This window comes from Streptomyces sp. NPDC004065 (genome assembly GCF_044903565.1).
Lineage (GTDB): Bacteria > Actinomycetota > Actinomycetes > Streptomycetales > Streptomycetaceae > Streptomyces.
The window spans coordinates 45,946-69,728 of record NZ_JBJDQT010000029.1 but is presented as its reverse complement, the minus strand read 5'-3'; the positions used below and the strand labels follow the sequence as shown (position 1 = coordinate 69,728).

Sequence of the window (23,783 nt, the reverse complement as noted above, 5' to 3'; positions counted from 1 at the left end):
CCCCCTCCCCTCCCCCACCCGAGGAGTTCCGCCGTGACCATCACCCAGCCCGACCTGAGCGTCTTCGAGACCCTGGAGTCCGAGGTGCGCAGCTACTGCCGCGGCTGGCCCGCCGTCTTCGACCGCGCCCGCGGCAGCCGCATGTACGACGAGGACGGCCACGAGTACCTCGACTTCTTCGCCGGCGCCGGCTCCCTCAACTACGGCCACAACAACCCCGTCCTGAAACGGGCGCTGCTCGACTACCTGGAGCGCGACGGCGTCACCCACGGCCTCGACATGTCGACCACCGCCAAGCGCGCCTTCCTGCGGACCTTCCAGGACCTGGTGCTGCGGCCCCGCGACCTGCCGTACAAGGTGATGTTCCCGGGCCCGACCGGCACCAACGCGGTGGAGTCCGCGCTGAAACTGGCCCGCAAGGTGAAGGGCCGCGAGGCCGTGGTGTCGTTCACCAACGCCTTCCACGGCATGTCGCTGGGCTCCCTCGCGGTCACCGGCAACGCCTTCAAGCGGGCCGGGGCCGGCATCCCGCTGGTGCACGGCACGCCCATGCCGTTCGACAACTACTTCGACGGCACGGTGCCGGACTTCCTGTGGTTCGAGCGGCTGCTGGAGGACCAGGGCTCCGGCCTCGACAAGCCGGCCGCCGTGATCGTGGAGACCGTGCAGGGCGAGGGCGGCATCAACGTGGCCCGGCCCGAGTGGCTGCGGGCCCTGGCCGACCTGTGCGCGCGCCAGGACATGCTGCTGATCGTCGACGACATCCAGATGGGCTGCGGCCGCACCGGCGCCTTCTTCTCCTTCGAGGAGGCCGGCATCACGCCCGACATCGTCACCGTGTCCAAGTCCATCAGCGGTTACGGCCTGCCGATGTCGCTGTGCCTGTTCAGGCCGGAGCTCGACGTGTGGGAGCCGGGCGAGCACAACGGCACCTTCCGCGGCAACAACCCCGCGTTCGTCACCGCCACGGCCGCCCTGGAGGCGTACTGGACCGACGGCTCGGCGATGGAGAAGCAGACCCGCGCCCGCGGCGAGCTCGTCGAGCAGTGGCTGATCGCGATCACCGAGGAGAACCTCGCCGACGTCAAGGAGTACCGCGGCCGCGGCCTGGTGTGGGGCCTGGAGTTCCACGACGGCGGCCGCGCCGGGCGGGTCGCCCGCCGCGCCTTCGAACTCGGGCTGCTGGTGGAGACCTCCGGCCCGCAGGGCGAGGTCGCCAAGCTGCTGCCCGCCCTGACCATCACCCCCGGAGAACTGGACGAGGGCATGAGCATCCTCGCCCGCGCGGTCCGCGAGACCGCCTGACACCCCGTCACCCACCGGCTCAGCAAGAAAGGCACCCAGCACCGTGATCGTCCGTTCGTTCGAGGACATCGAGGGCACCGACCGGCATGTGAAGGCCGCGTCCGGGACCTGGGAGAGCAAACGGCTCATCCTGGCCAGGGAGAAGGTCGGCTTCTCCCTGCACGAGACGACCCTCTACGCCGGCACGGAGACGTCGATGTGGTACGCCCACCACATCGAGGCCGTGGTCTGCGTCGAGGGGGAGGCGGAGCTCACCGACCGCGAGACCGGCAGGACCTACACGATCACTCCGGGGACCGTGTACTGCCTGAACGGCCACGAGCGGCACACGCTCCGGGTCAAGGAGGACTTCCGCTGCATCTGCGTGTTCAACCCGCCCGTGACCGGACGGGAGGACCACGACGAGAACGGCGTCTACCCGCTGCTCACCGAGGAGGTGTGAGAAACCCGTGACCGCTCCCAGCACCACGTCCGCCGCCACCGTCCGGGACCTGTACCCGACCCGCGGCGCCACCGAGGTGACCGTCCCCCGCCAGGACCCGGTCGTCTGGGGCTCGCCCGGTACACCCGGCCCGGTCCCGGCCGGGGACCTCCAGGCGTACGAGCGCGACGGCTTCCTCACCGTCGACCAGCTGATCACCGACGAGGAGGTCGCCGTCTGCCGGCGGGAACTGGACCGCCTCGTCAGCGACCCGGAGGTCCGGGCCGACGAGCGCTCCATCGTCGAACCGAAGTCCCAGGAGATCCGCTCCGTCTTCGAAGTGCACCGGATCAGCGAGGTGTTCGCGAAGCTGGTGCGCGACGAGCGCGTCGTCGGGCGCGCCCGGCAGATCCTCGGTTCCGACGTGTACGTCCACCAGTCCCGGATCAACGTCAAGCCGGGCTTCGGCGCGGGCGGTTTCTACTGGCACTCGGACTTCGAGACCTGGCACGCCGAGGACGGGCTGCCGAACATGCGGACCGTCTCCGTCTCGATCGCGCTGACCGAGAACCTGGCCACCAACGGCAGCCTGATGATCATGCCGGGCTCGCACCGGACGTTCCTCGGCTGCGCGGGAGCCACGCCGAAGGACAACTACAAGAAGTCGCTGCAGATGCAGGACGCGGGCACGCCGTCCGACGAGGCGCTGACCGCGCTGGCGGGCGAGTACGGCATCCGGCTGTTCACCGGGAGGGCCGGCTCGGCGACCTGGTTCGACTGCAACTGCATGCACGGCTCCGGCGACAACATCACGCCGTATCCGCGCAGCAACGTCTTCATCGTGTTCAACAGTGTGGAGAACACCGCGGTGGAGCCGTTCGCGGCGCCGGTCAGGCGACCGGAGTTCATCGGCGCCCGGGACTTCACCCCGGTGCGGTGACCCTTCGGAATTCCGCCCCGGTGCGGTGACATCGGGGTGGACACGGCCGGGCAGGGGCCTCCTGGTGTGGGACCGAGGGCCCCTGCCCGGCCGCGTTCACCCGGCCAGCGCGTCGAGGAGCCGGTCCACGTCGGCGGCCGTGTTGTACAGGTGGAAGGCCGCGCGCAGACTGCCCGCGCGGTCGGACACCTCGATGCCGGCGGCGCTCAACCCGGGCTGCCGGTGGCCGAGTCCGGGCACGGAGACGATCGGGGAGCCGGGTGCGGGCAGCGGTTCGTGGCCCAGCGCGGGCAGCCCGTCGCGGAACCGGGCGGCGAGCGCCTCGTCGTGCGCGCGCACGGCGGGCACGCCGAGCTCCTCGATCAGTTCCAGGGAGCGGCGGGCGCCGGCGTAGGAGAAGAGCGCCGGGCTCTCGTCGAACCGGCGCGCGGAGCGGGCGAGTTCCCCGACCGGGCCGTAGCAGCTGTCCCAGGGGTGCTCCCCCGCCACCCAGCCGGCGAACAGCGGGGGGAGGCCGCCGAGGTCCTCCGGCACCACCAGGAAGGCGACGCCCCTCGGGCACAGCAGCCATTTGAAGGCGACGGCCGCGACATAGTCGTACCGGTCCGTCTCGAGGTCCAGCCAGCCGGCCGCCTGGGAGGCGTCGACGTAGGTGCGCGCCCCGTGCTCGCGCGCGGCGGCGCGGACCGCGGGCAGGCCGGCGATCCGGCCGTCCGCCGACTGCGCGGCGCTCACCGCGACCAGGGCCGTGCCCGGCCGCACCGCCTCGGCCAGCCGCTCCAGCGGCACGCTGCGCACCTTGAGGTCGCGGCGGACGTGGAAGGGGTTCACCACGGAGCTGAAGTCGCCCTCGGCGGTGAGGACTTCGGCGCCCTCGGGCAGTGAGGCGGCGATGAGGCCGCTGTACACGGCGACCGAGGCGCCGGCCGCCACCCGGCGGTCCGGCACCCCGGTCAGCCGGGCGAAGCAGGCGCGGGCCGCCTCGACGTCGGCGAACATGTCGGTGGGCCGGCCCTCGGCCGCGGCCTCCACCGCGGTGCGCAGCGCCGTGACCGTACGGGCCGGCAGCAGCCCGGTGCTCGCGGTGTTGAGGTAGGTGTTCTTCGGGGCGAACTCGGTCCGGACGAGGCTCTCGAAGGTCTCCATGGCACCACTGTGCGGCCCGCGCGCGCCCCGGTCCATCGCGTATTTCTGCATGATCGGCCCAATGAGCGCTTATGCGTCCGCCCCGACCTGCGGCGCGGCGCGGCGCTCAGTGCCGCGGCACCGCGCATCCGTCCGGTCCGCAGGCGTCCGCCTCGCCCCTGCCGCCCTCCAGCGGGGCCGGCGCCGGGCGGTCGCCCCACGCCTGCGCGAGCGCCTGGGCGAAGACCTCGGCGGGCTGGGCACCGGAGACGCCGTAGGCGCGGTCGAGGACGAAGAACGGCACGCCGGTGGCGCCGAGCCGCGCGGCCTCGCGCTCGTCGGCGCGGACCTCGTCGGCGTAGGCGGACGGGTCGGCGAGCACCTCGCGCACGGCGGCGGGGTCGAGTCCGGCGCCGGCGGCCAGCTCCAGCAACCGCTCGTCGCCCTCGGTGAACACGGACCGCTCCTCGGCGAAGTTCGCCCGGTAGAACGCGTCCAGCAGCTCGCTCTGCCGGCCCTCGCGCCTGGCCAGGTGCAGCAGGCGGTGCAGGGTGAACGTGTTGCCGTGGTCGCGGCCCCGGGTGCGGTAGGGGAGTCCCTCGGCGGCCGCCTGCCGGGCCAGGTTCTCCTCGCCGGCCTGCGCCTGCGCCTCGCTCATGCCGTACTTCCGGGTCAGCATGGTGATCACGGGCTCGACGTCGTCCTCGGCCCGGTGCGGGTCCAGCTCGAAGGACCGGTGCACGACCTCGACCCGGTCGCGGTGCTCGAAGGCGGCGAGCGCCTTCTCGAAGCGCGCCTTGCCCACGTAGCACCACGGACACGCGATGTCCGACCAGATCTCGACGCGCATGCTCTTCGTTCTCCCCAGCTCGTACGGGTGCGCGGCGGAGACCTCCCCCGCCCGGGTGCGTGAACGTTCAAGCAGTGGCGTTCATTCCGCGCCGCCGCCCACCGCGTACCGCAGGCACAGGTGGTGGTCGTCCGGGGCCGGCGGGTGTTCCGGGTCGGGGGTCCAGCCCAGGCGGGCGTAGAAGGCCCGGGCCCGCAGGTTGCCGGCGTGCACCTCCAGTACGGCGGTGCGGGCGGCGTCGGCCCGCCACTGCTCCACGCAGGCCGTGTGCAGGGCCGTACCGATGCCGGAGCGCCAGTGGCCGGGGTCCACGTGGAACTGGAACAGCTTGACCGTGTCCGCGGCGGCCCCGGGCGGGGTGCGGAAGGAGGCGACGGCGACCAGGCGGCCCGCGTCGACGGCGCAGAGCACCTGGCCGTCGGGCCGCTCGACGGCGGCCCGCCAGGCGGCCGCCCAGTCGGTGCCGTCCTCGGGCACACCGTCCGGGTAGTACGTCGCCCGCGCCCGCGCGTGCAGGGCCGTGATGGCCTCCGCCTCGGCGGGCACGGCGGTACGGATGACCCGCGCCCCGCCGGTCCGGTCGTGGCCCCTCCGGTCACGGCCCGTCCGTCCGCCGTTCGTCCCGTTGTCGATCATGCGGTACAGGACGTGGCGGCGCGGCCGGCGGTTCCCTCCGCGCCGGACCGGGCGGCCGGCCGGCCACGGGGAGGGACGCGCGGGCGGGCGTCCGGACGGGCGTGCCCGGGCGGGCATTCGGACGAGCAGGCCCGGTGGGCTGTGCGGACGAGCGTGCGGACGGCATGCCCGGACGGGCGTACGGCCGGGGCGGGGCGTACGGCAGGGCGTACGCCCGGGAAGTGGCCCACGGGCGGAAGGGGCGCACGGCCCGGGATATGCGGCCGGGGACAGGCGTACGGCCGGAGACGGGCCTGCGGCCGAGGACGGGTCTGCGGCCGAGGACGGGCGTGCGGACCGGCGTGTGCGCGGGCGCGTGCGGCCGGTCCGCACGCCGGTCCGCATGCGGCCGGTCCGCCCGCCGGGGTCAGCGCTCCAGGCGGCCGTTGAAGCGGCGGGGCAGGCCGAGCGGGTTGTCGTCGCGCAGCTCGGGCGGCAGCAGCGCCTCGGGGGCGTTCTGGTAGGCCACGGGCCGCATCCACCGCTCGATGGCCGTGCCGCCCACGGAGGTGGACGTCGAGGTCGTCGCCGGGTAGGGACCGCCGTGGTGCTGGGCGGGCGCCACCGCGACGCCGGTCGGCCACCCGTTGACCAGGACGCGCCCGGCGAGCGGGGTCAGCTCGGCGAGGAGCTGCGCGCCGCGTCCCTGCCCGGCCGCCTCCTCGGCGGACAGCTGCACGGTGGCGCTGAGGTTGCCCGGGAGCCGGGACAGCACGGCCGTGACCTCGCTCTCGTCCGCGTAGCGGGCCACCACCGTCACCGGCCCGAAGCACTCCTCCAGGAGCAGGTCGTGCGCGCCCCCGGCGGTCAGGCGGCGTGCCGGGACGGTCAGGACGCCCGCGCGCACCGCGTGCTCGCCGTCCGCGCCCGGGGCGACCGGCGACTCCACGCCCTCCAGCCGGGCCCGTTCGGCGACCCCGGCGAGAAAGTTGTCCCGCATCCGGTGGTCGAGCAGGACGCCGGGGGCGGTGCCGCCGACGGCGTCGGCCAGGGACTTCACCAGCCGGTCCCCGTGCGCGCCCGCCGGGACGAGCACGAGCCCTGGCTTGACGCAGAACTGCCCGGTGCCGAGGGTCATGGACCCGGCGAGCCCGGCCCCGATGGCCTCCGCCCGCTCGGCCGCCGCCGCCTCGGTGACCAGGACCGGGTTGAGCGAGCCCAGTTCGCCGTGGAACGGGATCGGCACCGGGCGCGCGGCCGCCGCGTCGAACAGGGCCCGTCCGCCGCGCACCGAGCCGGTGAAGCCGGCCGCCGTGACCAGGGGGTGCTTGATCAGCTCGACGCCGGCCTCGAGACCGTGCACCAGGCCGGCGACGCCCTCGGGGATGCCGTGCCGCGCGGCGGCGGTGCGCAGCACCTCGGCGACCAGCTCGGACAGGGCCGGGTGGTCGGGGTGGGCCTTGACGACGACCGGGCAGCCCGCGGCCAGCGCGCTGGCGGTGTCGCCGCCGGCGACGGAGAAGGCGAAGGGGAAGTTGGAGGCGGAGTAGACGGCGACGACCCCGAGCGGCACCTTGTAGCGGCGCAGGTCCGGGACCGGCGGGGTGGCGGTGTCGTCCGGGTGGTCGATGATCACGTCGAGGAAGGCGCCCTCGTCGACGATGTCCGCGAAGGCCCGCAACTGGTAGCAGGTCCGGGCGAGTTCCCCGGTGAGCCGGGCCGGGCCGAGGGCGGTCTCGGCGTCGGCGGCCCCGACGAGCCGGTCCCGGTCCGCCTCCAGCAGCGCGGCGGCGGTGCGCAGGAACGCGGCGCGGACGGCGCGGCCGGCGAGCGGTCCCCGGGCCTCGTGGGCGGCGCGGACGGCGGCGTCCACGTCCTCGGCTGTGGCCTCGGCCGCAACCTGTTCCCGCCGCTTCCCGGTACGGGGGTCGACACTCCAGACTGGTGCTGCTGCCACCGCGGGTCCCTCCACATGTCGTGCCGCAGTACGTGGGTCATCCTCGACGGTGTTCGATATACTGAACGCTGTCTCTGATGATGAACTGGCTGTCGGAGACTATATCTTGACGTGCTTGTCCAGCGAAGGGGCCAAGGGCGATGTCGGCAGGCGAGGCGGGCGGCGGCGCGCAGGTCAAGTCCGCGGTGCGGACCGTTGAGTTGCTGGAGTACTTCGCCGGCCGGCCCGGTATGCACTCCCTGGCCGCGGTCCAGGAGGCCGTGGGCTACCCCAAGTCCAGCCTGTACATGCTGCTGCGCACCCTCGTCGACCTCGGCTGGGTGGAGACCGACGCGACCGGCACCCGCTACGGCATCGGGGTGCGGGCGCTGCTGGTCGGCACCTCCTACATCGACGGCGACGAGGTGGTCGCCGCGGCCCGGCCGACCCTGGACCGGCTCTCCGACGACACCACCGAGACCATCCACCTCGCCCGGCTGGACGGCACCAATGTCGTCTACCTGGCCACCCGCCAGTCGCAGCACTATCTGCGCCCGTTCACCCGGGTCGGCCGGCGGCTGCCCGCCCACTCCACCTCCCTGGGCAAGGCGCTGCTGAGCACGTACTCCGACGAGCAGGTGCGCAAGATGCTCCCGGAGACGCTGCCCGCGCTGACCGAGCACACCATCACCGACCGCGAGAAGCTGATCGAGGAACTGCACCGGATCCGCGAGCAGGGGTACGCGGTGGACCGCGAGGAGAACACCCTGGGCCTGCGCTGCTTCGGCGTGGCCATCCCGTACCGCACCCCGGCGCGGGACGCGATCAGCTGCTCCGTCCCGGTGGCGCGGCTGACGCCCGCGCACGAGCAGACCGTCAAGGACGCCCTCTTCGACGCACGTGACCGACTGACCCTCGCCACCAGGAGGCTTTGAAAGCATGGACATCGCAATCCGCGAGGTACACGACAGCGATCTGCCGGTGTTCTTCCGGCACATGAACGACCCGGAGGCGCTGCGGATGGCGGCCTTCACCCCGAAGGACCCGGCCGACCGCGACGCCTTCGACGCGCACTGGAGCCGGATCCGCGACGACTCCGGCAACGTGCTGCGCACGATCCTGGCGGGCGGGGACGTGGTGGGCAGCGCCGCGGTGTACGGAGAGCCGGGCGAGCGCGAGGTCACCTACTGGGTGGACCGCGCCCACTGGGGCCGCGGCATCGCCACGGCCGCGCTGCGCGCCCTGCTGGCCGAGGTGCCCGAACGCCCGCTGTACGCCCGGGCGGCGGCCGACAACGCGGGCTCGCTGCGGGTGCTGGCCAAGTGCGGCTTCCGGCAGACCGCGCGGGCGCGGGGGTTCGCCCAGGCGCGCGGCGAGGAGATCGACGAGGTCGTGCTGTCCCTGCACGGCTGACCGCGGACGGCGGCGGACGTTGATGAACGTCCGATGAGAAAGCGGGCGGACGGGGGCGGACGGGAACGATTCACCCCCCGCCGCTCGTCCTTGTGCGTGCGATGAACAAGACGATCAGGCGGGCCTCCGTCTTCGCGCTGCTGCTGGTGCTGACCCTGCTGGTCAGGGCGACCTGGGTGCAGTTCTACGACGGCAGGGCCCTCGCGGACGACAAGGACAACCGGCGCAGGGCGATCGAGACGTACGCGGAGCCGCTCGGCAACATCGTCGTGGGCGGCAGGGCGGTCACCGGCTCCGCGCGGACGGCCGGCGGCGACCTGCGGTACAAGCGCACGTACGTCGACGGCCGGCTGTACGCCGCCGTGACCGGGTACAGCTCGCAGGTGTACGGGGCGACCCTGCTGGAGGGCGTCCACCAGGACCTGCTCAACGGCACGGACCCCCGGCTGAAGAACCCGCTCGACACCGTCACCGGAAAGCGCGCCGCCCCCGGTGACGTGATCACGACGATCGACCCGGACGTGCAGCGGGCCGCGTACCGGGCGCTCGGCGGCAAGAAGGGCGCCGCCGTCGCCGTCGACCCCGCCACCGGCCGGATCCTCGCGGTGGTCTCCACGCCCTCCTACGACCCCTCCCTGCTCAGCACCGGCGACGGGAGCGCCTGGCAGCGGCTGAGCGCCGACCCGGACAAGCCGATGACCAACCGCGCGCTGCGGCAGCCGCTGCCGCCGGGCTCCACGTTCAAGCTGGTGGTCGCGGCGGCGGCGCTGGAGGACGGGCTGTACCCGTCGGTGGACGTACGCACCGACAGCCCCGACCCCTACCCGCTGCCCGGCACCAGCCGGACCCTGTCCAACGAGAACCCCTCCGCTCCCTGCGAGAACGCCACCATCCGCACCGCGCTGCGGTACTCCTGCAACAACGTCTTCGCCAAGATGGCCGTCGACCTCGGCCAGGACAAGGTGCGGGCGATGGCGGAGAAGTTCGGCTTCGACGACCGGTCGCAGGACGTGCCCGTGCGGGCGTACCCGAGCGTCTACCCGAAGGACATGGACAAGGCGCAGACCGCGCTGTCCGGCATCGGCCAGTTCGACGTCACCGCCACCCCGCTGCAGATGGCCATGGTGTCGGCGGCGATCGCCCACGACGGCGAGCTGGTCGCGCCGCACATGGTGTCCCGGACCACCGACGGCGACGGCGACGTGCTGCGGGACTACGACGACGGCGCCGGCTCCCGGCGGATCATCGGCTCCGGCACGGCCGCGCAGCTGCGGTCGGCGATGCGCACGGTCGTCGAGCAGGGCACCGGCACCAACGCGCGCGTCCCCGGGGTGACGGTGGGCGGCAAGACGGGCACCGCCCAGCACGGCGAGCACAACAGCAAGGTGCCCTACGCGTGGTTCACCTCCTACGGCACCTCGGAGGCGACCGGCGAGCAGGTCGCGGTGGCGGTGGTCGTCGAGCAGTCGGACGCGGCCCGCTCCGAGGTCAGCGGCAACGGGCTGGCCGCGCCGGTGGCCAGGGCGGTGATGCGGGCCGCGCTCAAGGACTGAGGCGGGGAGCCTCAGGGCTCTCAGCCCACGCCCAGCAGTTGCTCCACCGGGTCGATCGCGAAGTAGACGAGGAACAGCGCGGACACCCCCCACAGCAGCCAGTTGACCTCCCTGGCCTTGCCGAGGACGGTCTTGATGACGACGTAGGACAGGAAGCCGGCGCCGATGCCGTCGGTGATGGAGTACGTGAACGGCATCGCGGCGATGGTGAGGAAGGCCGGGATGGCGATCTCGTAGCGGTCCCAGTCGATGTGCTTGACGTGGGTCATCATGAGGAAGCCGACCGCGATCAGCGCGGGCGCGGCGGCCTGCAGCGGGACGATGGTCAGCAGCGGGGTGAGGAACAGCGCCAGGCCGAACAGTCCGCCGGTGACCAGGTTGGCGAAACCGGTGCGGGCGCCCTCGCCGACGCCCGCGGCGGACTCGATGTAGGCGGTGTTGGAGGAGGCCGAGCCGGCGCCGCCGGCGATCGCGGCGGCGCCGTCGATGAACAGCACCCGCCCGATGCCGGGCACCCGGCCCTGCTCGTCGAGCAGCCCGGCCTCGGCGCTGATGCCGACGATGGTGCCCATGGCGTCGAAGAAGTCCGACAGCACCAGGGTGAAGATCAGCAGGACGACGGTGATCGCGCCGGTCTCGCCGAAGGCGCCGAACAGGCTGAAGTGGCCGACCAGTCCGAAGTCGGGGGTGCCCACCACCTTGTCGGGCACCTCGGGTGTGGTCAGGCCCCAGCTCTTCACGTCGGCGACGGCGTCGATGACGACGGCGACCACCGTCATGGTGACGATGCTGATCAGGATCGCGCCCTTCACCTTCCGCGCCAGCAGCGCGATGGTCAGCAGCACGCCGAGACAGAACACCAGGACGGGCCAGCCGGTCAGCCGGCCCACCGCGCCGAGCTGCACCGGCACGGTCGTGCCCGCCGCGTCCGGGATGCGGCTGACGAACCCGGCGTCGACGAAGCCGATGAAGGCGATGAACAGACCGATGCCGACGCCGATGGCCTGCTTGAGCTGGCGCGGGATGGCGTTCATGATCGCCTCGCGCAGCCCGGTCAGCACCAGCACGCAGATGAGGACGCCCTCGATGACGACCAGGCCCATCGCGTCGGCCCAGCTCATCAGCGGGGCGATCTGGAAGGCGACGACCGCGTTGAGGCCGAGGCCGGCGGCGATGGCCAACGGCAGATTGCCGCCCACGCCCATGATGACCGTCATGACACAGGCCACCAGCGCGGTGGCGGTGACCAGTTGGCCCGTGTCCAGCTGGTGGCCGAACTTGTCCTTGGCGCTGCCCAGGATGATCGGATTCAGCACGAGGATGTAGGCCATGGTGAAGAACGTGGCGAGACCGCCGCGTATCTCCCGGCCGAAGGTGGAGCCGCGTTCGGAGATCCGGAAGAAGCGGTCGACGCCGCCTGCCGCCGGGGGCGCGGCACTTGGCCGGTCGACCGCCTTCTGTGTTTCGGACATGGCTGTACTCCTCGGGCCTGAGTGATCGGTGCGCGGATGCTGGCTGGATTGTTCCCCCGGCGCATCCCTTTCAGGTGTTCCCGGTGTTACGGAATGGACGTCAGTTGCGGGGCCGGCGCGGGGGCTCAACGCGACGGGCCGCGCCCCCGCCACGTCGCGGGGACGGGCGGCGGCGCGGCCCGGCGGGCGCGCGAAGGACGCGGCTAGCTGACGAAGTACGTCGGGTTGGGGAGCTTGTAGGTGCGGTCGGCGTAGCCGCCGTCGAGGTCGGAGTACTGGTCGCCGAAGTTGGCGACGATGTCGTACCCGAGGTCCTCGATGTGCTTGCGGGTGCCGGACTTGTACTGGACCGTGGTGCACTTCCAGGCACCCGGGGTGGCACAGCCGCTCAGGTACGCCGGCGGGTTGGCCGCGTCCTTGAGGAACATGTGCGCGGGGTCGAGGTTGACGTCGGCGCCGACCTTCTTCAGGTTCTCCACGGCGGCGGACCGCTGCGCCTCGTTCAGGCCCGAGTTGTAGAAGACGGTGACGCCCTTGCGCGCGGCGTACCGCACGAGCTCGGGGCTGCCGAACACCTCCGGGCGGTCGGCGCGGTTGACGTACTCGGCCCAGCTGGCCGAGTTGTACGTGTAGTTGTAGCGCTTCTCGTAGTCGAGGCTGAGCAGCAGCGTGTCGTCGATGTCGAAGACGACGGCCGGCTTCTGGCCGCGGTGGTGCGCCTTGTGGGCCGCCTTGTCGATGTACCGCTTGGCGTCGGCGTCGATGCGGGCCAGGTCCTTGGCGTACTGGCTCGTCGGGGACGCCTGGTAGACGCCGTTCGCGTCGAGCGCGGTGCCGTAGTAGGTGTCGATGTCCTTCACCAGCAGCCCGATGTTGTAGGGCTCGCGGGTGGAGTTGGCGCTGGACTGCCCGGCCGTGGCGGCGCCGGCGCCGTACAGCGCGCCACCGGCGACGACACAGGCGGCGGCCGCGGCGGCCGCTCTGAGGGACTTCCGCATGGAATCTCCGGATCTGCAGAGGTGGTTGATGCACCAGGTCACGCACTGTCTACGCGCATCACGCACAGGGACGCGAGGGGAGTTATCCGATCGATACACAATTCGCCCGGGTCGCCGACGCGACCCGGGCGCGGGTGAGTTGGGGGGCCGGCGGGGCGTACCGGGGCGGCGACCCGCCAGTCGGCCGCGTCGCACTCCGGCACCTGCCTGCCGGAGTACGACGCGGCCTACGCGGGAGCGGCCCCTGCTTCCGTCACTCCTCGGCCGCTCCCGGCCGGTTCACGGTGTCCAGCCGGGATCCCGGCCGCTCAGCCCGACCGCCCGGTCCAGCAGCGGGGCGCCCTCGGGGACGGGCACCACGGGCCCGAACAGGCCGCCGCCGCTGTCCGGTTCGCCGGCCGCCGCCCGCAGGAAGCGGTACGACGCGCTCAGCGCGGCCGGGTCGGGCCGGTACTCCTGGCCGGTGGCCCGCGCCAGGTCCCAGCCGTGGATCACGAGTTCGTCGGCCGCGACCACGCCGGCCACCTCGCCCGGCAGGTCCACGCCGCCCGCGCGGGTCGCTCCGGTCCAGGCGTCCGGGTCCCGCCACGCCGCGGCGAGGGCGTCCAGGGCCCGGGGCAGTTCCCCGCGCCAGCCGGGGCCGATGTCCGGCACGACGGTGTCCGGGGCGGTATCGGTCGTGACGCCGAGGTCCTTGCGGGCGGCGTCCCGGAAGGCCACCGCCAGGTGCAGCAGGTGCCCCAGCAGGTTGCGCACCGCCAGCTCGGGGCACGGGGTCCGGCCGGCGAGCAGGTCCTCGTCCACGCCCCGGACCAGCCCGGCCACCACCCGCGCCTGCGGGCCCAGGTCGAGAGAGGGAGGGGTGCCGGTGCCGCCGGTGCGCGTGGTGCCGGTCGTCTCGGCGCCGGTGGTCTCGACGCCGGTGGTCTCGGCGCCGGTGGTCTCGGCGCCGGTGACAGTGGTGCGCGTGGTGTCGGTGCCGGTGGTGCCGGCTTCGGTGTCGGTCATCGGGTGCTCCCAGGGTCGTCACGGTGTCCCCCGGGAGTACAGACCCCGGCCCGGCACGGAACTCATCGCCGCCCGGCACGGAGGTCATCGCCCGCCCGGCACGGAGCTCATCGCCCGCCCGGCCGGCCCCCTCAGGCCGCCGGCTCCCCGGCCGCCGCCGGGCGCCCGCGGCGCAGCCACTCCCAGGGGGACGGACCGCCCCGGAGGCACCACAGGGCGATCACCGGGTCGCACAGCGCGCAGCCGAAGGAGGAGTCGCCGGCGAAGGGGACGATGGGGTTGCCGTTGAGGTGGTGGACGACGTCCCAGGCGGTGTGCAGCAGCCAGCCGATCCCGATGAAGGTCCACGACTCCAGGCCCCGGTAGGCGGCCCAGGTGACGACGGCCGTGAAGGCGAACTCCCAGCCGCCGAGGCCGCCGCCGCTCAGATAGGCGGCCCCCGCCCCCGCCACCATGAGCGCGTTGAGGCGCCGGCGGTGCGGTTCCCGGGGCAGGGACAGGACCAGGACGGAGAGGACGCCGATGACGACCGGCAGGACGTAGCGCAGCATGCGCCCGACGGTAGGGCGGTGCCGGCGGGCGTCCCAGGGGGATTGCCGACAGCTTCCGACGGATTCCCGCCCGGCGGCCGCCCGCACCAGGGCCTCACCAGGGCCTCACCAGGGCCTCACTAGGGCATCCTCCCCATCCGCGCGGCGGGGCCTTAGCGCCACGCTCGTCAGGCATGACGACGAGTGAATGGGCCCTGGTGCGGGTGGTGCGCGACCGGCGGGCGGGGCTGTGCCTGGCCGCCGTGGTGGTCTCCGGTTTCGGCACGTCGGCGCTGTGGCTGGCGTCCGGGGTGTGGGTGAAGGACCTCACCGGCGCGAACGGCGCGGCCGCGCTGTGCCTGCTCGCCATGTGGCTTCCGTCCCTGGCCGGCCCGCTGCTGGGCACGCTCGCCGACCGCGTCCGCCGCGGGCCCCTGCTGATCGGCGCGAACCTGCTGCTCGCCGCCGTGCTGCCCGCCCTGCTCACCGTCGACTCCGCCTCCCGCGTATGGGTGGTCTACGCCGTGCTCCTCGTCTACGGCGCGGTGGGGACCGTGCACGACGCCGCGAAGTCGGCCCTGCTCGCCACCGCCGTCGACCCGGCGCTGCTGGGCGACTTCAACGGGCTGCGGACGGCGGTGACGGAGGGCATGAAGCTGCTGGCCCCGCTCGCGGGCGCGGGCCTGTACACGGCGTACGGCGGCGGCGGTGTGGCCCTGCTGGACGCGGCCACCTTCGTGCTGGCCGCGGGGCTGTACGCGCTGCTGCGGGTGCGGGAGGCCCGGCCGGTGCCGCCCGCGGCCTCCTGGCGGCGGCGGACCGCCGAGGGCGCCCTCCTGCTGTGGCGCCACCCGCGGCTGCGGCCGCTGGCCCTGGCCGGCGGCGCCACGATGCTGTGCGCGGGCGTCAACGGCGCGCTGGTGTACGCGGTGGTGGACGCCCTCGGGCACGCGCCCGCGTACGCCGGAGCGCTGTACGCGGCGCAGGGTGCCGGTTCGGTGCTGGCCGGGGTCGCCGCGGGGCCGGGGCTGCGCCGCCTGGGCGAGCGCCGTTTCGCCGCGTACGGGATCGCCCTGACGGCGGTCGCGGTGGCGCTGCGGGCGGTCCCGTCCGACGCGGTGGCCCTCGCGTGCGGTGCGGGCATCGGTCTGGGGCTGCCGTGCGTGCTGATCGCCGCGTTCACGGCCGTGCAGCGCGTGGCGCCGCCGGCGGCGGCCGGGCGGGTGGCCGCGACCGCGAGCACGCTGGTCTTCGTGCCGAACGTCGCCGGTCTGGCCGCGGGGGCCTGGCTGACCGGGGCCGCCGGGCTCGCGCCGCTGCTGCTCGCGCTGGGGCTGGGGCTGCTGACGACGGCGGGTTCGCTGCTGCGGAGCGCGGCGGGCACCGGGCGCACGGCGCCGCGGTCGCCGTCCGACGCGAGCACCGCGTGACGCGGGCGCACCGCCGCGTCAGTACGGCCAGATCGGGGGGTCCGTCACGAAGTGGCCGCCGAGGCGGGCATGGGCCTCGTCGGCGGGGTCCGGTTCGCCCTGCTCGGCGATCAGCTTCGCGGCGTACGGCTCGGAGTCGTCCCGCGGTTCGTAGCCCAGCGCACGCGCCGTGCTCAGGTCCCACCACAGCCGGGTGTTGGCGGAGGAGCCGTGGACGACGGTGTGGCCGACGTGATCGGCGGTCAGGGCGGCGTGGAAGAGGCGGGCGCCGTCGGCGGGGCTCAGCCACAGCGACAGCATGCGCACGCTGGTCGGCTCGGGGTAGCAGGAGCCGATGCGCACCGAGACGGTCTCGATCCCGTGCCTGTCCCAGTAGAGCTGGGCCAGGTCCTCGCCGAAGGACTTGGACAGGCCGTAGAAGGTGTCGGGGCGGTGCGGGGTGCCGACCGGGATCAGCGGGTCGTCGCCCTGGGGGCGCGGGGTGTAGCCCACCGCGTGGTTGGAGGAGGCGAAGACGATCCGGCCGACGCCCTCCTCACGGGCCGCCTCGTAGAGGTTGTAGGTGCCCTCGATGTTGGCCTTGAGGATCTTGTCGAAGGAGGCTTCCAGGGAGATGCCCGCGAGATGGACGATCGCGTCGACGCCCCGGACCGCCTCGCGCAGCGCCCGCCGGTCGCCGAGGTCGGCGACGATCGCGTCCGGCGCGTCCTCGACCGGTCGGAGATCGAGCAGGCGCAGTTCGTAGCCGTACCCGGGCAGCAGGCCCCGCATCAGGGTGCCGAGCCCGCCGGCGGCGCCGGTGAGCAGTACGGTGCGCGGAGCGGGCATGCTCGGTCTCCTCGGGTGGGTGGTCGGGGCGGGGGCCGGGGCGCGAGGGCCGAGGGCCGGGGTGGGAACGCCGGCGGCGCGGCCGACGCATGCTGGCGCGTCTGTGTTTCCACCGCAACCGTGGACCGGATTCACATGCGTGGACACGCTAGGGAGGGTGGTCCGGTGCGTCAAGTGTCCATCGCAGTGGGTGAGATCCGCCGCTGCCCCACGCGACGGCGCCACGCGCCCACGCCCGAGGAGTGCCGGACTCGGAGACGCGCCCGCCGGCTGCCCCGACCCGCCCGTCGGCCGCCTCGACGCCGCCGGGACCGGCGGACGCGGCGTCACCGAGACCGCGGGGGCGGCGCCCGGGACCCGCGGACACGGCGGGAAATGATCGGTCGTGGGGGTCCGCGGGCAGGGAACGGGCGCCGGCGGGGCCGTATTCGGGCATCCGCGGTGCCCGCTCCCACCCCCGCCCCCGCCAGCCGCGCAGGTCCGCGACGGGCAGCCGTCACGCCAAGCGGGCACATCCGGGCAGCATCGGGCCCGCAACAGACCTGGTCAGTGCGGCGGCGCCGCTGTAGAACTTTCCCCCAGGGAACCCGCCGGGCCCGAACGGGCCCGAACGGGCAGCGCAGCACGGGAAAGCAGGTGTCGGCCAATGAGCGCGAGGACGGCGGAGGAGCGCCAGCGGGAGATCGTCCGGGTCGCCCGCGCCACCGGCCAGGTCGACGTCACCGCGCTCGCCGCCGAGCTCGGCGTGGCCAAGGAGACCGTGCGCCGCGATCTGCGCGCCCTGGAGGACCACGGACTGGTCCGCCGCACCCACGGCGGCGCCTATCCGGTGGAGAGCGCCGGCTTCGAGACCACCCTCGCCTTCCGCGCCACCAGTCACGTCCCCGAGAAGCGCCGGATCGCGGCCGCGGCGGCCGAGCTGCTCGGGGACGCCGAGACCGTCTTCGTCGACGAGGGCTTCACCCCCCAGCTCATCGCCGAGGCGCTGCCCCGCGACCGGCCGCTGACCGTGGTCACCGCGTCCCTGCCGGTCGCCGGCGCCCTCGCCGAGGCGGAGAACGTCTCCGTGCTGCTGCTCGGCGGCCGGGTCCGCGCGGGCACACTGGCCACCGTCGACCACTGGACCACGAAGATGCTCGCCGGCTTCGTCCTCGACCTCGCCTACATCGGCGCCAACGGCATCTCCCGCGAGCACGGCCTGACCACGCCCGACCCCGCCGTCAGCGAGGTCAAGGCGCAGGCCATGCGGGCCGCGCGACGGGTGGTGTTCGCGGGCGTGCACACCAAGTTCGGCGCGGTCAGCTTCTGCCGCTTCGGCGAGATCGGCGACCTGGAGGCCGTCGTCACCAGCACGCTGCTGCCGTCCTCCGAAGCCCACCGCTACTCGCTCCAGGGCCCGCAGGTCATCCGGGCCTGACCCGGCCCGGCCCGGCCCGCGACCGGCCACCGGCCACCGGCACCGGCACCGGCACCGGCACCGGCACCGGCACCAACGACCAACGGCCACGGCCACCGGCCACCGGCCACCGGCCGGACAACCGCACACCCTCCGTCCCGCGCCGCCCCGCACCCGGGCCGCACGGCGGACCCGCACACCCCCGACCCGCCCCTCCCCACCGGCCCTCGCGGCCGGCCCACAGTCTCAGCAACCCCATAGCGATCAGGAGCTGTACATGCGCACCCAGAGCCGACGGACGCGCCGCACCGCACTGGCGGTGGCCGCCGCAGGAACACTGATCACCCCGCTGCTCGCCGGCTGCTCGGGCGCCGGCGGAGCGGGCGGCGGATCATCCGCCCACTCCGTCAACGTCCTGATGGTGAACAACCCGCAGATGGTCGAGCTGCAGAAGCTCACCGCCGCGCACTTCACCAAGGACACCGGGATCAAGGTGAACTTCACCGTGCTGCCGGAGAACGACGTCCGGGACAAGATCAGCCAGGACTTCGCCAACCAGGCGGGCCAGTACGACGTCGCCACCCTCAGCAACTACGAGATCCCGATCTACGCCAAGAACGGCTGGCTCCACCCGATCGACTCCTACGTCGCCAAGGACACCGCCTTCGACCAGCAGGACGTCCTCGCCCCGATGCGGCAGGCCCTCACCGCCGCGGACGGCAAGCTCTACGGCGAGCCCTTCTACGGCGAGTCCTCCTTCCTGATGTACCGCAAGGACGTCCTGCGGAAGAAGGGCCTGAAGATGCCCGCCCACCCCACCTGGCGGCAGGTGGCGGACCTGGCCGCCCGGCTGGACGGCGCCGAACCCGGTATGAAGGGCATCTGCCTGCGCGGACTGCCCGGCTGGGGTGAGGTGATGGCGCCGCTGACCACGGTCGTCAACACCTTCGGCGGCACCTGGTTCGACAAGGACTGGAAGGCGCGCCTGGACGCGCCGGAGTTCAAGAAGGCCACCCGGTTCTACGTCGACCTCGTCCGCGAGCACGGCGAGTCCGGCGCCGCCCAGTCCGGCTACGCCGAGTGCCTCAACAACATGACCCAGGGCAAGACGGCCATGTGGTACGACGCCACGGCGGGCGCCGGCTCGCTGGAGGCCGCCGACTCCCCCGTCAAGGGCAAGATCGGTTATGTCCCGGCGCCGGTCGACAGGACCCGCAGCTCCGGCTGGCTCTACACCTGGGCGTGGGGCATCCAGAAGGCGTCCAAGCACGCCGACGACGCCTGGAAGTTCATCTCCTGGGCGTCCGGCAAGGACTACGAGAGGCTCGCGGGCGAGAAGGCCGGCTGGTCCAACGTGCCCGCCGGCAAGCGCTCCTCCACCTACGACATCCCGGAGTACCGCAAGGAGGCCGCGGCCTTCGCCGACGTCACCCGGGACGCGATCGCGAGCGCCCGGCCCGAGGACCCGGGGGTGCAGCCGCGACCCGCGCCCGGCATCCAGTTCGTCGGCATCCCCGAGTTCACCGACCTGGGCACCAAGGTCTCCCAGGAGATCAGCTCGGCCATCGCCGGCCGGCAGTCGGTGGACAGCGCGCTGGAGAAGTCGCAGCAGTACGCCGAGGCCGTCGCCAAGAAGTACGAGGACTCATGACCGCCACGACCTCCGCCCGGGTCGCCGCCGCCCCCGCGCGGCCGGCGACCCGGCCCCCCAACCGCATGCGCGCCTGGGCCACCCGGGCCCCGCTGCTGCCCGCCCTCATCTTCATGATCGCGGTGACGCAGCTGCCGTTCGTGGCCACCCTGGTGATCTCGTTCTTCGACTGGAACGCGCTCTACCCCGACGAGCGGCACTTCACCGGGTTCGCCAACTACGCCGACGTCCTGAGCACCCCGGAGCTGCGCAAGTCCGTGTGGACGACCGTCCTGCTGACCGTCACCGTGGTGCTCGTCAGCCTGCTGCTCGGCCTGGTACTGGCGCTGCTGCTGGACCGCCGCTTCCGCGGCCGGGCCGCCGTGCGCACCATGCTGATCGCGCCGTTCCTCGTGGTCCCGATCGCGGCCGCCCTGCTGTGGAAGCACGTGCTGTTCAACCCCGAGTACGGGCTCTTCAACGGCGTCCTGCACTGGGCCGGGGGCGACGGCGCGCCGCAGCCGGACTGGATCTCCGACATGCCGCTGGCGGCGGTCGAGGCCTCCCTGGTGTGGCAGTGGACGCCGTTCATGATGCTGATCCTGCTGGCCGGGCTGCAGAGCCGGGACCCGGAGCTGATCGAGGCGGCCCGCATGGACGGCGCCGGCGACTGGCAGGTGTTCGTGCACATCACGCTGCCGCACCTGCGCCGCTATCTGGAGCTCGGGGTGCTGCTCGGCTCGATCTACATCGTGCAGAACTTCGACGCGGTGTTCACCCTCACCTCCGGCGGCCTGGGCACCGCCAACCTGCCGTACACCATCTACCAGACCTTCTACCAGGCGCACGAGAACGGCCTCGCCTCGGCCGCCGGGGTCGTGGTCGTCATCGGCTCGATCGCGCTCGCGACGTTCGCCCTGCGCGTGGTGTCGTCCCTGTTCCGCGAGGAGGTGTCCCGCGCATGACGACCGCCGTCACCGCACCCGCGCGCCGGCGCGCACCGCAAGGCCCCGCGCGGCGTGTCCGGTTCAAGGGCGCCGCCCTCGGGGTGGCCGCCTGGCTGGCCGGCATCCTGTTCGTGCTGCCCCTGCTGTGGATGGCGCTGACGTCCTTCCACTCCGAGGCGGACGCGGCGACCAACCCGCCGTCCCTCACCGCCTCGCTCACCCTCGGCAGCTACCGCGAGTTCTTCGGCCTGGACGGCGGCGCGAGCCCCTGGCCGGCGCTGATCAACTCCACCACGGCGTCGGTGGCCTCCACCGTACTGACCCTGCTGCTCGCGCTGCCCGCCGCGTACGCCCTGTCCATCCGGCGGGTGCGCAAGTGGACCGACGTGCTGTTCTTCTTCCTGTCCACCAAGATGCTGCCGGCCGTGGCGGGTCTGCTGCCGGTCTACCTCTTCGCCAAGAACGCCGGGCTGCTGGACAACGTCTGGGCGCTCGTCGTGCTCTACACGGCGATGAACCTGCCGATCGCGGTGTGGATGATGCAGTCCTTCCTCTCCGAGGTGCCGATCGCGGTCATCGAGGCCGCGCAGATCGACGGCGCCCGGCTGCCCACCGTGCTGCGCCGGGTGGTCGCTCCGATCGCGCTCCCGGGCATCGCCGCCACCGCCCTCATCTGCTTCATCTTCAGCTGGAACGAGCTGCTGTTCGCCCGGGTGCTGACGGGCGTCGTCGCCGAGACCGCGCCCGTCTTCCTGACCGGCTTCATCACCAGCCAGGGCCTGTTCCTGGCGAAGGTGTGCGCCGCGTCGCTCGTCATCTCCCTGCCGGTGCTCGCCGCGGGGTTCGCCGCCCAGGACAAACTGGTCCAGGGCCTGTCACTGGGAGCCGTGAAATGAAGGCCGCCGTCATCGAGTCCGTGGGCCGCGCCGTCGTCACCGAGGTCCCGGACCCGGCGCCAGGACCCCGCGAGGTGGTCGTCGAGGTGGCGGCCTGCGGCCTGTGCGGCACCGATCTGCACATCCTCCAGGGCGAGTTCGCGCCCAAGCTGCCCATCGTGCCCGGGCACGAGTTCGCCGGCCGGGTCGTCGCCGTCGGCACCCGGGTCACGGAGGTCGCGGCCGGCGACCGGGTGGCCGTGGACCCCTCCCTGTACTGCTACGAGTGCCGCTACTGCCGCGACGGCCACAACAACATGTGCGAGCGGTGGGCCGCGATCGGCGTGACCACGGCCGGCGGGGCGGCGCAGTACGCGGTGGCGCCGGTGGCCAACTGCGTGAAGCTGCCCGAGCACGTGCGCACCGAGGACGCGGCGCTGATCGAGCCGCTGTCGTGCGCCGTGCGCGGCTACGACGTGCTGCGCTCGCGGCTGGGGGCGCATGTGCTGATCTACGGCTCGGGGACGATGGGCCTGATGATGCTGGAGCTGGCCAAGCGGACCGGCGCGGCGAGCGTGGACGTGGTCGACGTGAACCCGGCCCGCCTCGAGACGGCCCGCGGCCTCGGCGTCTGCGCGGCGGCCGCGAACGCGGACGAACTGGACCGGCCCCGTGGCTGGGACGTGGTGGTGGACGCCACCGGCAACGCGGCGGCCATCCAGGACGGCCTGGGCCGGGTGGCGAAGGCGGGTACGTTCCTGCAGTTCGGCGTGGCCGACTACGCGACGCGGGTGACGATCGACCCGTACCGCATCTACAACCAGGAGATCACCATCACCGGCTCCATGGCGGTGCTGCACAGCTTCGAGCGGGCGGCGGAACTGTTCGCGAACGGGGTGCTGGACCCCGGGGTCTTCATCAGCGACCGCGTTCCGCTGGAGCGGTACCCGCAGGCGCTGGAGCAGTTCGCGGCGGGCGTGGGGCGGAAGATCGTGGTGGTGCCGTAGGGCGGGGGACGAGGGCGCCGCGGGGTACAGGGCGGGGTGCTGTAGGGCACGGGGCGGGGGTGCCGTACGGCACGGGGCGGGGGCGTGTCACCCGTTCGGCAGGTAAGGGAACGGTAAAGCGCCCTCGTTCGTTAGCCCCCACATGACAGCTATGACCCCCGGCTCGAACATCCCTCTGGCCGCCACGCGCGTGACGGTCGACGTCGCCGCCCCGGTGCGGCTCGACGTATCGGGCCTGCTGCTCACGGGCGACGGCAAGGTCCGCTCGGACGACGACTTCATCTTCTACAACCAGCCGTCGGGGCCGGGCGTGACCCACCGGTCGGGCGGCGGCACGGCGCCGGACGCGATCACCGTGGACACCTCCGCCGTGCCGCCCGGCATCGAGAAGATCGTGATCACCGCGAGCCCCGACGCCGCCGGGCAGACCTTCCAGGGCATCGAGCCCACGGCCACCCTCCGCGACGCGGACGACGGCTCGGTGCTGGCCACGTTCACCCCGCCGCGGCTCGGCAGCGAGACGGCGCTGGTGGTCGTGGAGATCTATCTGCGCAACGGCCAGTGGAAGGCGCGCGCCGTCGGCCAGGGGTACGCCAACGGCCTGGCGGGCATCGCCACCGACTTCGGTGTGACGGTGGAGGAGCCGGCCGCCGCCCCGGCCGCCCCGCAGCAGCCCGTCGCGCCGCCCGCGCCGCCGCACCCGGGCACCCCGCCCATGCCGGCGGGCCCGCCGCCCGTGACGCAGCCGCAGGTCACGCCGCCGGCCCCGCCCGCTCCCCCGGCCCCGCCGGCGCCCGCGCCCGGCGCCGGGAAGGTCAACCTGGACAAGGGCCGCGTCAGCCTGCAGAAGAACCAGACGGTGTCCCTGGTCAAGGGCGGCCGTCCACTGCTGTCCCAGGTGAAGATGGGACTGGGCTGGGAGCCCGCGTTCCGCGGCGCGGACATCGACCTGGACGCCTCCGTCATCGCCTACGGCCCGCAGCGCAACCACATCGACAGCTGCTACTTCGGCAAGCTGACGATCCTCGGCGGGGCGGTGAAGCACTCCGGGGACAACCTCACCGGCGAGGGCGCGGGCGACGACGAGGTGATCGTGGTGGACCTCGGGCGGCTGCCCCAGGAGGTCACCGGCCTGGTCTTCACCGTGAACTCCTTCTCCGGCCAGAAGTTCACCGAGGTCGCCAAGGCGTACTGCCGTCTGCTGGACGCGGCCACGGGCGAGGAGCTGGTCCGCTTCGACCTCACCCACGCCGAGGCGCAGACCGGGGTGCTGATGGCCAAGCTGATCCGCCAGTTCTCCGGCGAGTGGGAGATGACCGCGATGGGCGACTTCGTCAAGGCCCGCACGGTCCGCAACATGGTGAAGCCGGCCGCCCAGGCCCTGTGAGACGGCACCCGTAGGGCGGCATCCGTACGGCGGCACCCGTGCGGCGGGACCCGTACCGCGGGACCCGTGCGGGGGCGGCCGTCTGCCGGGCGGTCGCCGTGCGCGTGCCGGCGGCGG

At 73.2% G+C, this 23,783-nt stretch carries 22 protein-coding genes; 13 read left to right on the top strand and 9 right to left on the bottom strand.

Annotated elements, in window-relative coordinates:
- The first annotated feature begins 33 nt into the window (after positions 1-33).
- From ectB to thpD, 3 genes are read left to right on the top strand one after another with little or no spacing between them, the layout of a single operon-like run.
- Positions 34-1,305: a diaminobutyrate--2-oxoglutarate transaminase gene (gene ectB / locus ACI2LW_RS26705; RefSeq protein ID WP_404733760.1), complete on the top strand. Its 1,272-nt coding sequence runs from the start codon at positions 34-36 to the stop codon at positions 1,303-1,305.
- 43 nt (positions 1,306-1,348) lie between these two features.
- Positions 1,349-1,747, top strand: a complete 399-nt coding sequence (locus tag ACI2LW_RS26700) for an ectoine synthase (protein ID WP_404733759.1) — start codon at positions 1,349-1,351, stop codon at positions 1,745-1,747.
- A gap of 7 nt (positions 1,748-1,754) precedes the next feature.
- A complete protein-coding gene (gene thpD, locus ACI2LW_RS26695) occupies positions 1,755-2,666 on the top strand; it encodes an ectoine hydroxylase (RefSeq protein WP_404733758.1) in 912 nt (303 codons plus the stop codon).
- Between the two features lie 96 nt (positions 2,667-2,762).
- Here thpD and ACI2LW_RS26690 read toward each other — a convergent pair whose 3' ends face one another.
- The 4 genes from ACI2LW_RS26690 to ACI2LW_RS26675 form a co-directional block, all read right to left on the bottom strand.
- Positions 2,763-3,812 (bottom strand): aminotransferase class V-fold PLP-dependent enzyme, encoded by a 1,050-nt coding sequence (locus ACI2LW_RS26690; protein WP_404733757.1) that lies wholly within the window; start codon positions 3,810-3,812, stop codon positions 2,763-2,765.
- A gap of 106 nt (positions 3,813-3,918) precedes the next feature.
- Positions 3,919-4,641 (bottom strand): DsbA family oxidoreductase, encoded by a 723-nt coding sequence (locus ACI2LW_RS26685; RefSeq protein WP_404733756.1) that lies wholly within the window; start codon positions 4,639-4,641, stop codon positions 3,919-3,921.
- An 81-nt stretch (positions 4,642-4,722) separates the two neighbouring features.
- Positions 4,723-5,277, bottom strand: a complete 555-nt coding sequence (locus tag ACI2LW_RS26680) for a GNAT family N-acetyltransferase (RefSeq protein ID WP_404733755.1) — start codon at positions 5,275-5,277, stop codon at positions 4,723-4,725.
- Between the two features lie 406 nt (positions 5,278-5,683).
- Entirely contained in the window at positions 5,684-7,213 is a 1,530-nt protein-coding gene (locus tag ACI2LW_RS26675; protein WP_404733754.1) for an aldehyde dehydrogenase (NADP(+)), read from the bottom strand.
- 140 nt (positions 7,214-7,353) lie between these two features.
- On the opposite strand from ACI2LW_RS26675, the gene ACI2LW_RS26670 reads away from it, so the two are divergent.
- From ACI2LW_RS26670 to ACI2LW_RS26660, 3 genes are all read left to right on the top strand, one after another.
- The gene (locus ACI2LW_RS26670) at positions 7,354-8,127 is read left to right on the top strand and encodes an IclR family transcriptional regulator (RefSeq protein ID WP_404733753.1); all 774 of its coding nucleotides are present in this window, start codon (positions 7,354-7,356) and stop codon (positions 8,125-8,127) included.
- A gap of 4 nt (positions 8,128-8,131) precedes the next feature.
- Positions 8,132-8,605: a GNAT family N-acetyltransferase gene (locus tag ACI2LW_RS26665; RefSeq protein WP_404733752.1), complete on the top strand. Its 474-nt coding sequence runs from the start codon at positions 8,132-8,134 to the stop codon at positions 8,603-8,605.
- A 101-nt stretch (positions 8,606-8,706) separates the two neighbouring features.
- Positions 8,707-10,158, top strand: a complete 1,452-nt coding sequence (locus tag ACI2LW_RS26660) for a peptidoglycan D,D-transpeptidase FtsI family protein (protein ID WP_404733751.1) — start codon at positions 8,707-8,709, stop codon at positions 10,156-10,158.
- A gap of 20 nt (positions 10,159-10,178) precedes the next feature.
- Here ACI2LW_RS26660 and ACI2LW_RS26655 read toward each other — a convergent pair whose 3' ends face one another.
- The 4 genes from ACI2LW_RS26655 to ACI2LW_RS26640 all read right to left on the bottom strand — a co-directional run bounded on the left by ACI2LW_RS26655 (position 10,179) and on the right by ACI2LW_RS26640 (position 14,184).
- Positions 10,179-11,630, bottom strand: coding sequence for an NCS2 family permease (locus ACI2LW_RS26655; RefSeq protein ID WP_404733750.1), 1,452 nt, complete (start codon positions 11,628-11,630; stop codon positions 10,179-10,181).
- Positions 11,631-11,833: 203 nt separating this feature from the next.
- Positions 11,834-12,628, bottom strand: a complete 795-nt coding sequence (locus ACI2LW_RS26650) for an HAD family acid phosphatase (protein ID WP_404733749.1) — start codon at positions 12,626-12,628, stop codon at positions 11,834-11,836.
- A 279-nt stretch (positions 12,629-12,907) separates the two neighbouring features.
- The gene (locus ACI2LW_RS26645) at positions 12,908-13,636 is read right to left on the bottom strand and encodes a TIGR03086 family metal-binding protein (RefSeq protein ID WP_404733748.1); all 729 of its coding nucleotides are present in this window, start codon (positions 13,634-13,636) and stop codon (positions 12,908-12,910) included.
- A 131-nt stretch (positions 13,637-13,767) separates the two neighbouring features.
- Positions 13,768-14,184 (bottom strand): DUF6010 family protein, encoded by a 417-nt coding sequence (locus ACI2LW_RS26640; protein WP_404733801.1) that lies wholly within the window; start codon positions 14,182-14,184, stop codon positions 13,768-13,770.
- A gap of 176 nt (positions 14,185-14,360) precedes the next feature.
- On the opposite strand from ACI2LW_RS26640, the gene ACI2LW_RS26635 reads away from it, so the two are divergent.
- The gene (locus ACI2LW_RS26635) at positions 14,361-15,596 is read left to right on the top strand and encodes an MFS transporter (protein ID WP_404733747.1); all 1,236 of its coding nucleotides are present in this window, start codon (positions 14,361-14,363) and stop codon (positions 15,594-15,596) included.
- Between the two features lie 18 nt (positions 15,597-15,614).
- Here the strand turns inward: ACI2LW_RS26635 and ACI2LW_RS26630 are convergent, their stop codons facing one another.
- The gene (locus ACI2LW_RS26630) at positions 15,615-16,424 is read right to left on the bottom strand and encodes an NAD-dependent epimerase/dehydratase family protein (RefSeq protein WP_404733746.1); all 810 of its coding nucleotides are present in this window, start codon (positions 16,422-16,424) and stop codon (positions 15,615-15,617) included.
- 646 nt (positions 16,425-17,070) lie between these two features.
- Here ACI2LW_RS26630 and ACI2LW_RS26625 point away from each other — a divergent pair.
- From ACI2LW_RS26625 to ACI2LW_RS26600, 6 genes are all read left to right on the top strand, one after another.
- Positions 17,071-17,841, top strand: a complete 771-nt coding sequence (locus ACI2LW_RS26625) for a DeoR/GlpR family DNA-binding transcription regulator (RefSeq protein WP_404733745.1) — start codon at positions 17,071-17,073, stop codon at positions 17,839-17,841.
- Between the two features lie 256 nt (positions 17,842-18,097).
- A complete protein-coding gene (locus tag ACI2LW_RS26620) occupies positions 18,098-19,471 on the top strand; it encodes an ABC transporter substrate-binding protein (protein WP_404733744.1) in 1,374 nt (457 codons plus the stop codon).
- Positions 19,468-20,415: a carbohydrate ABC transporter permease gene (locus ACI2LW_RS26615; RefSeq protein ID WP_404733743.1), complete on the top strand. Its 948-nt coding sequence runs from the start codon at positions 19,468-19,470 to the stop codon at positions 20,413-20,415. Before ACI2LW_RS26620 ends, ACI2LW_RS26615 begins: the two co-directional genes overlap by 4 nt.
- The gene (locus tag ACI2LW_RS26610; protein ID WP_404733742.1) at positions 20,412-21,293 is read left to right on the top strand and encodes a carbohydrate ABC transporter permease; all 882 of its coding nucleotides are present in this window, start codon (positions 20,412-20,414) and stop codon (positions 21,291-21,293) included. The genes ACI2LW_RS26615 and ACI2LW_RS26610 overlap by 4 nt, the downstream gene beginning before the upstream one ends.
- A complete protein-coding gene (locus ACI2LW_RS26605) occupies positions 21,290-22,279 on the top strand; it encodes a zinc-dependent alcohol dehydrogenase family protein (RefSeq protein ID WP_404733741.1) in 990 nt (329 codons plus the stop codon). Before ACI2LW_RS26610 ends, ACI2LW_RS26605 begins: the two co-directional genes overlap by 4 nt.
- A 151-nt stretch (positions 22,280-22,430) precedes the next feature.
- Positions 22,431-23,666, top strand: coding sequence for a TerD family protein (locus ACI2LW_RS26600; protein WP_404733800.1), 1,236 nt, complete (start codon positions 22,431-22,433; stop codon positions 23,664-23,666).
- Positions 23,667-23,783: the final 117 nt, after the last annotated feature.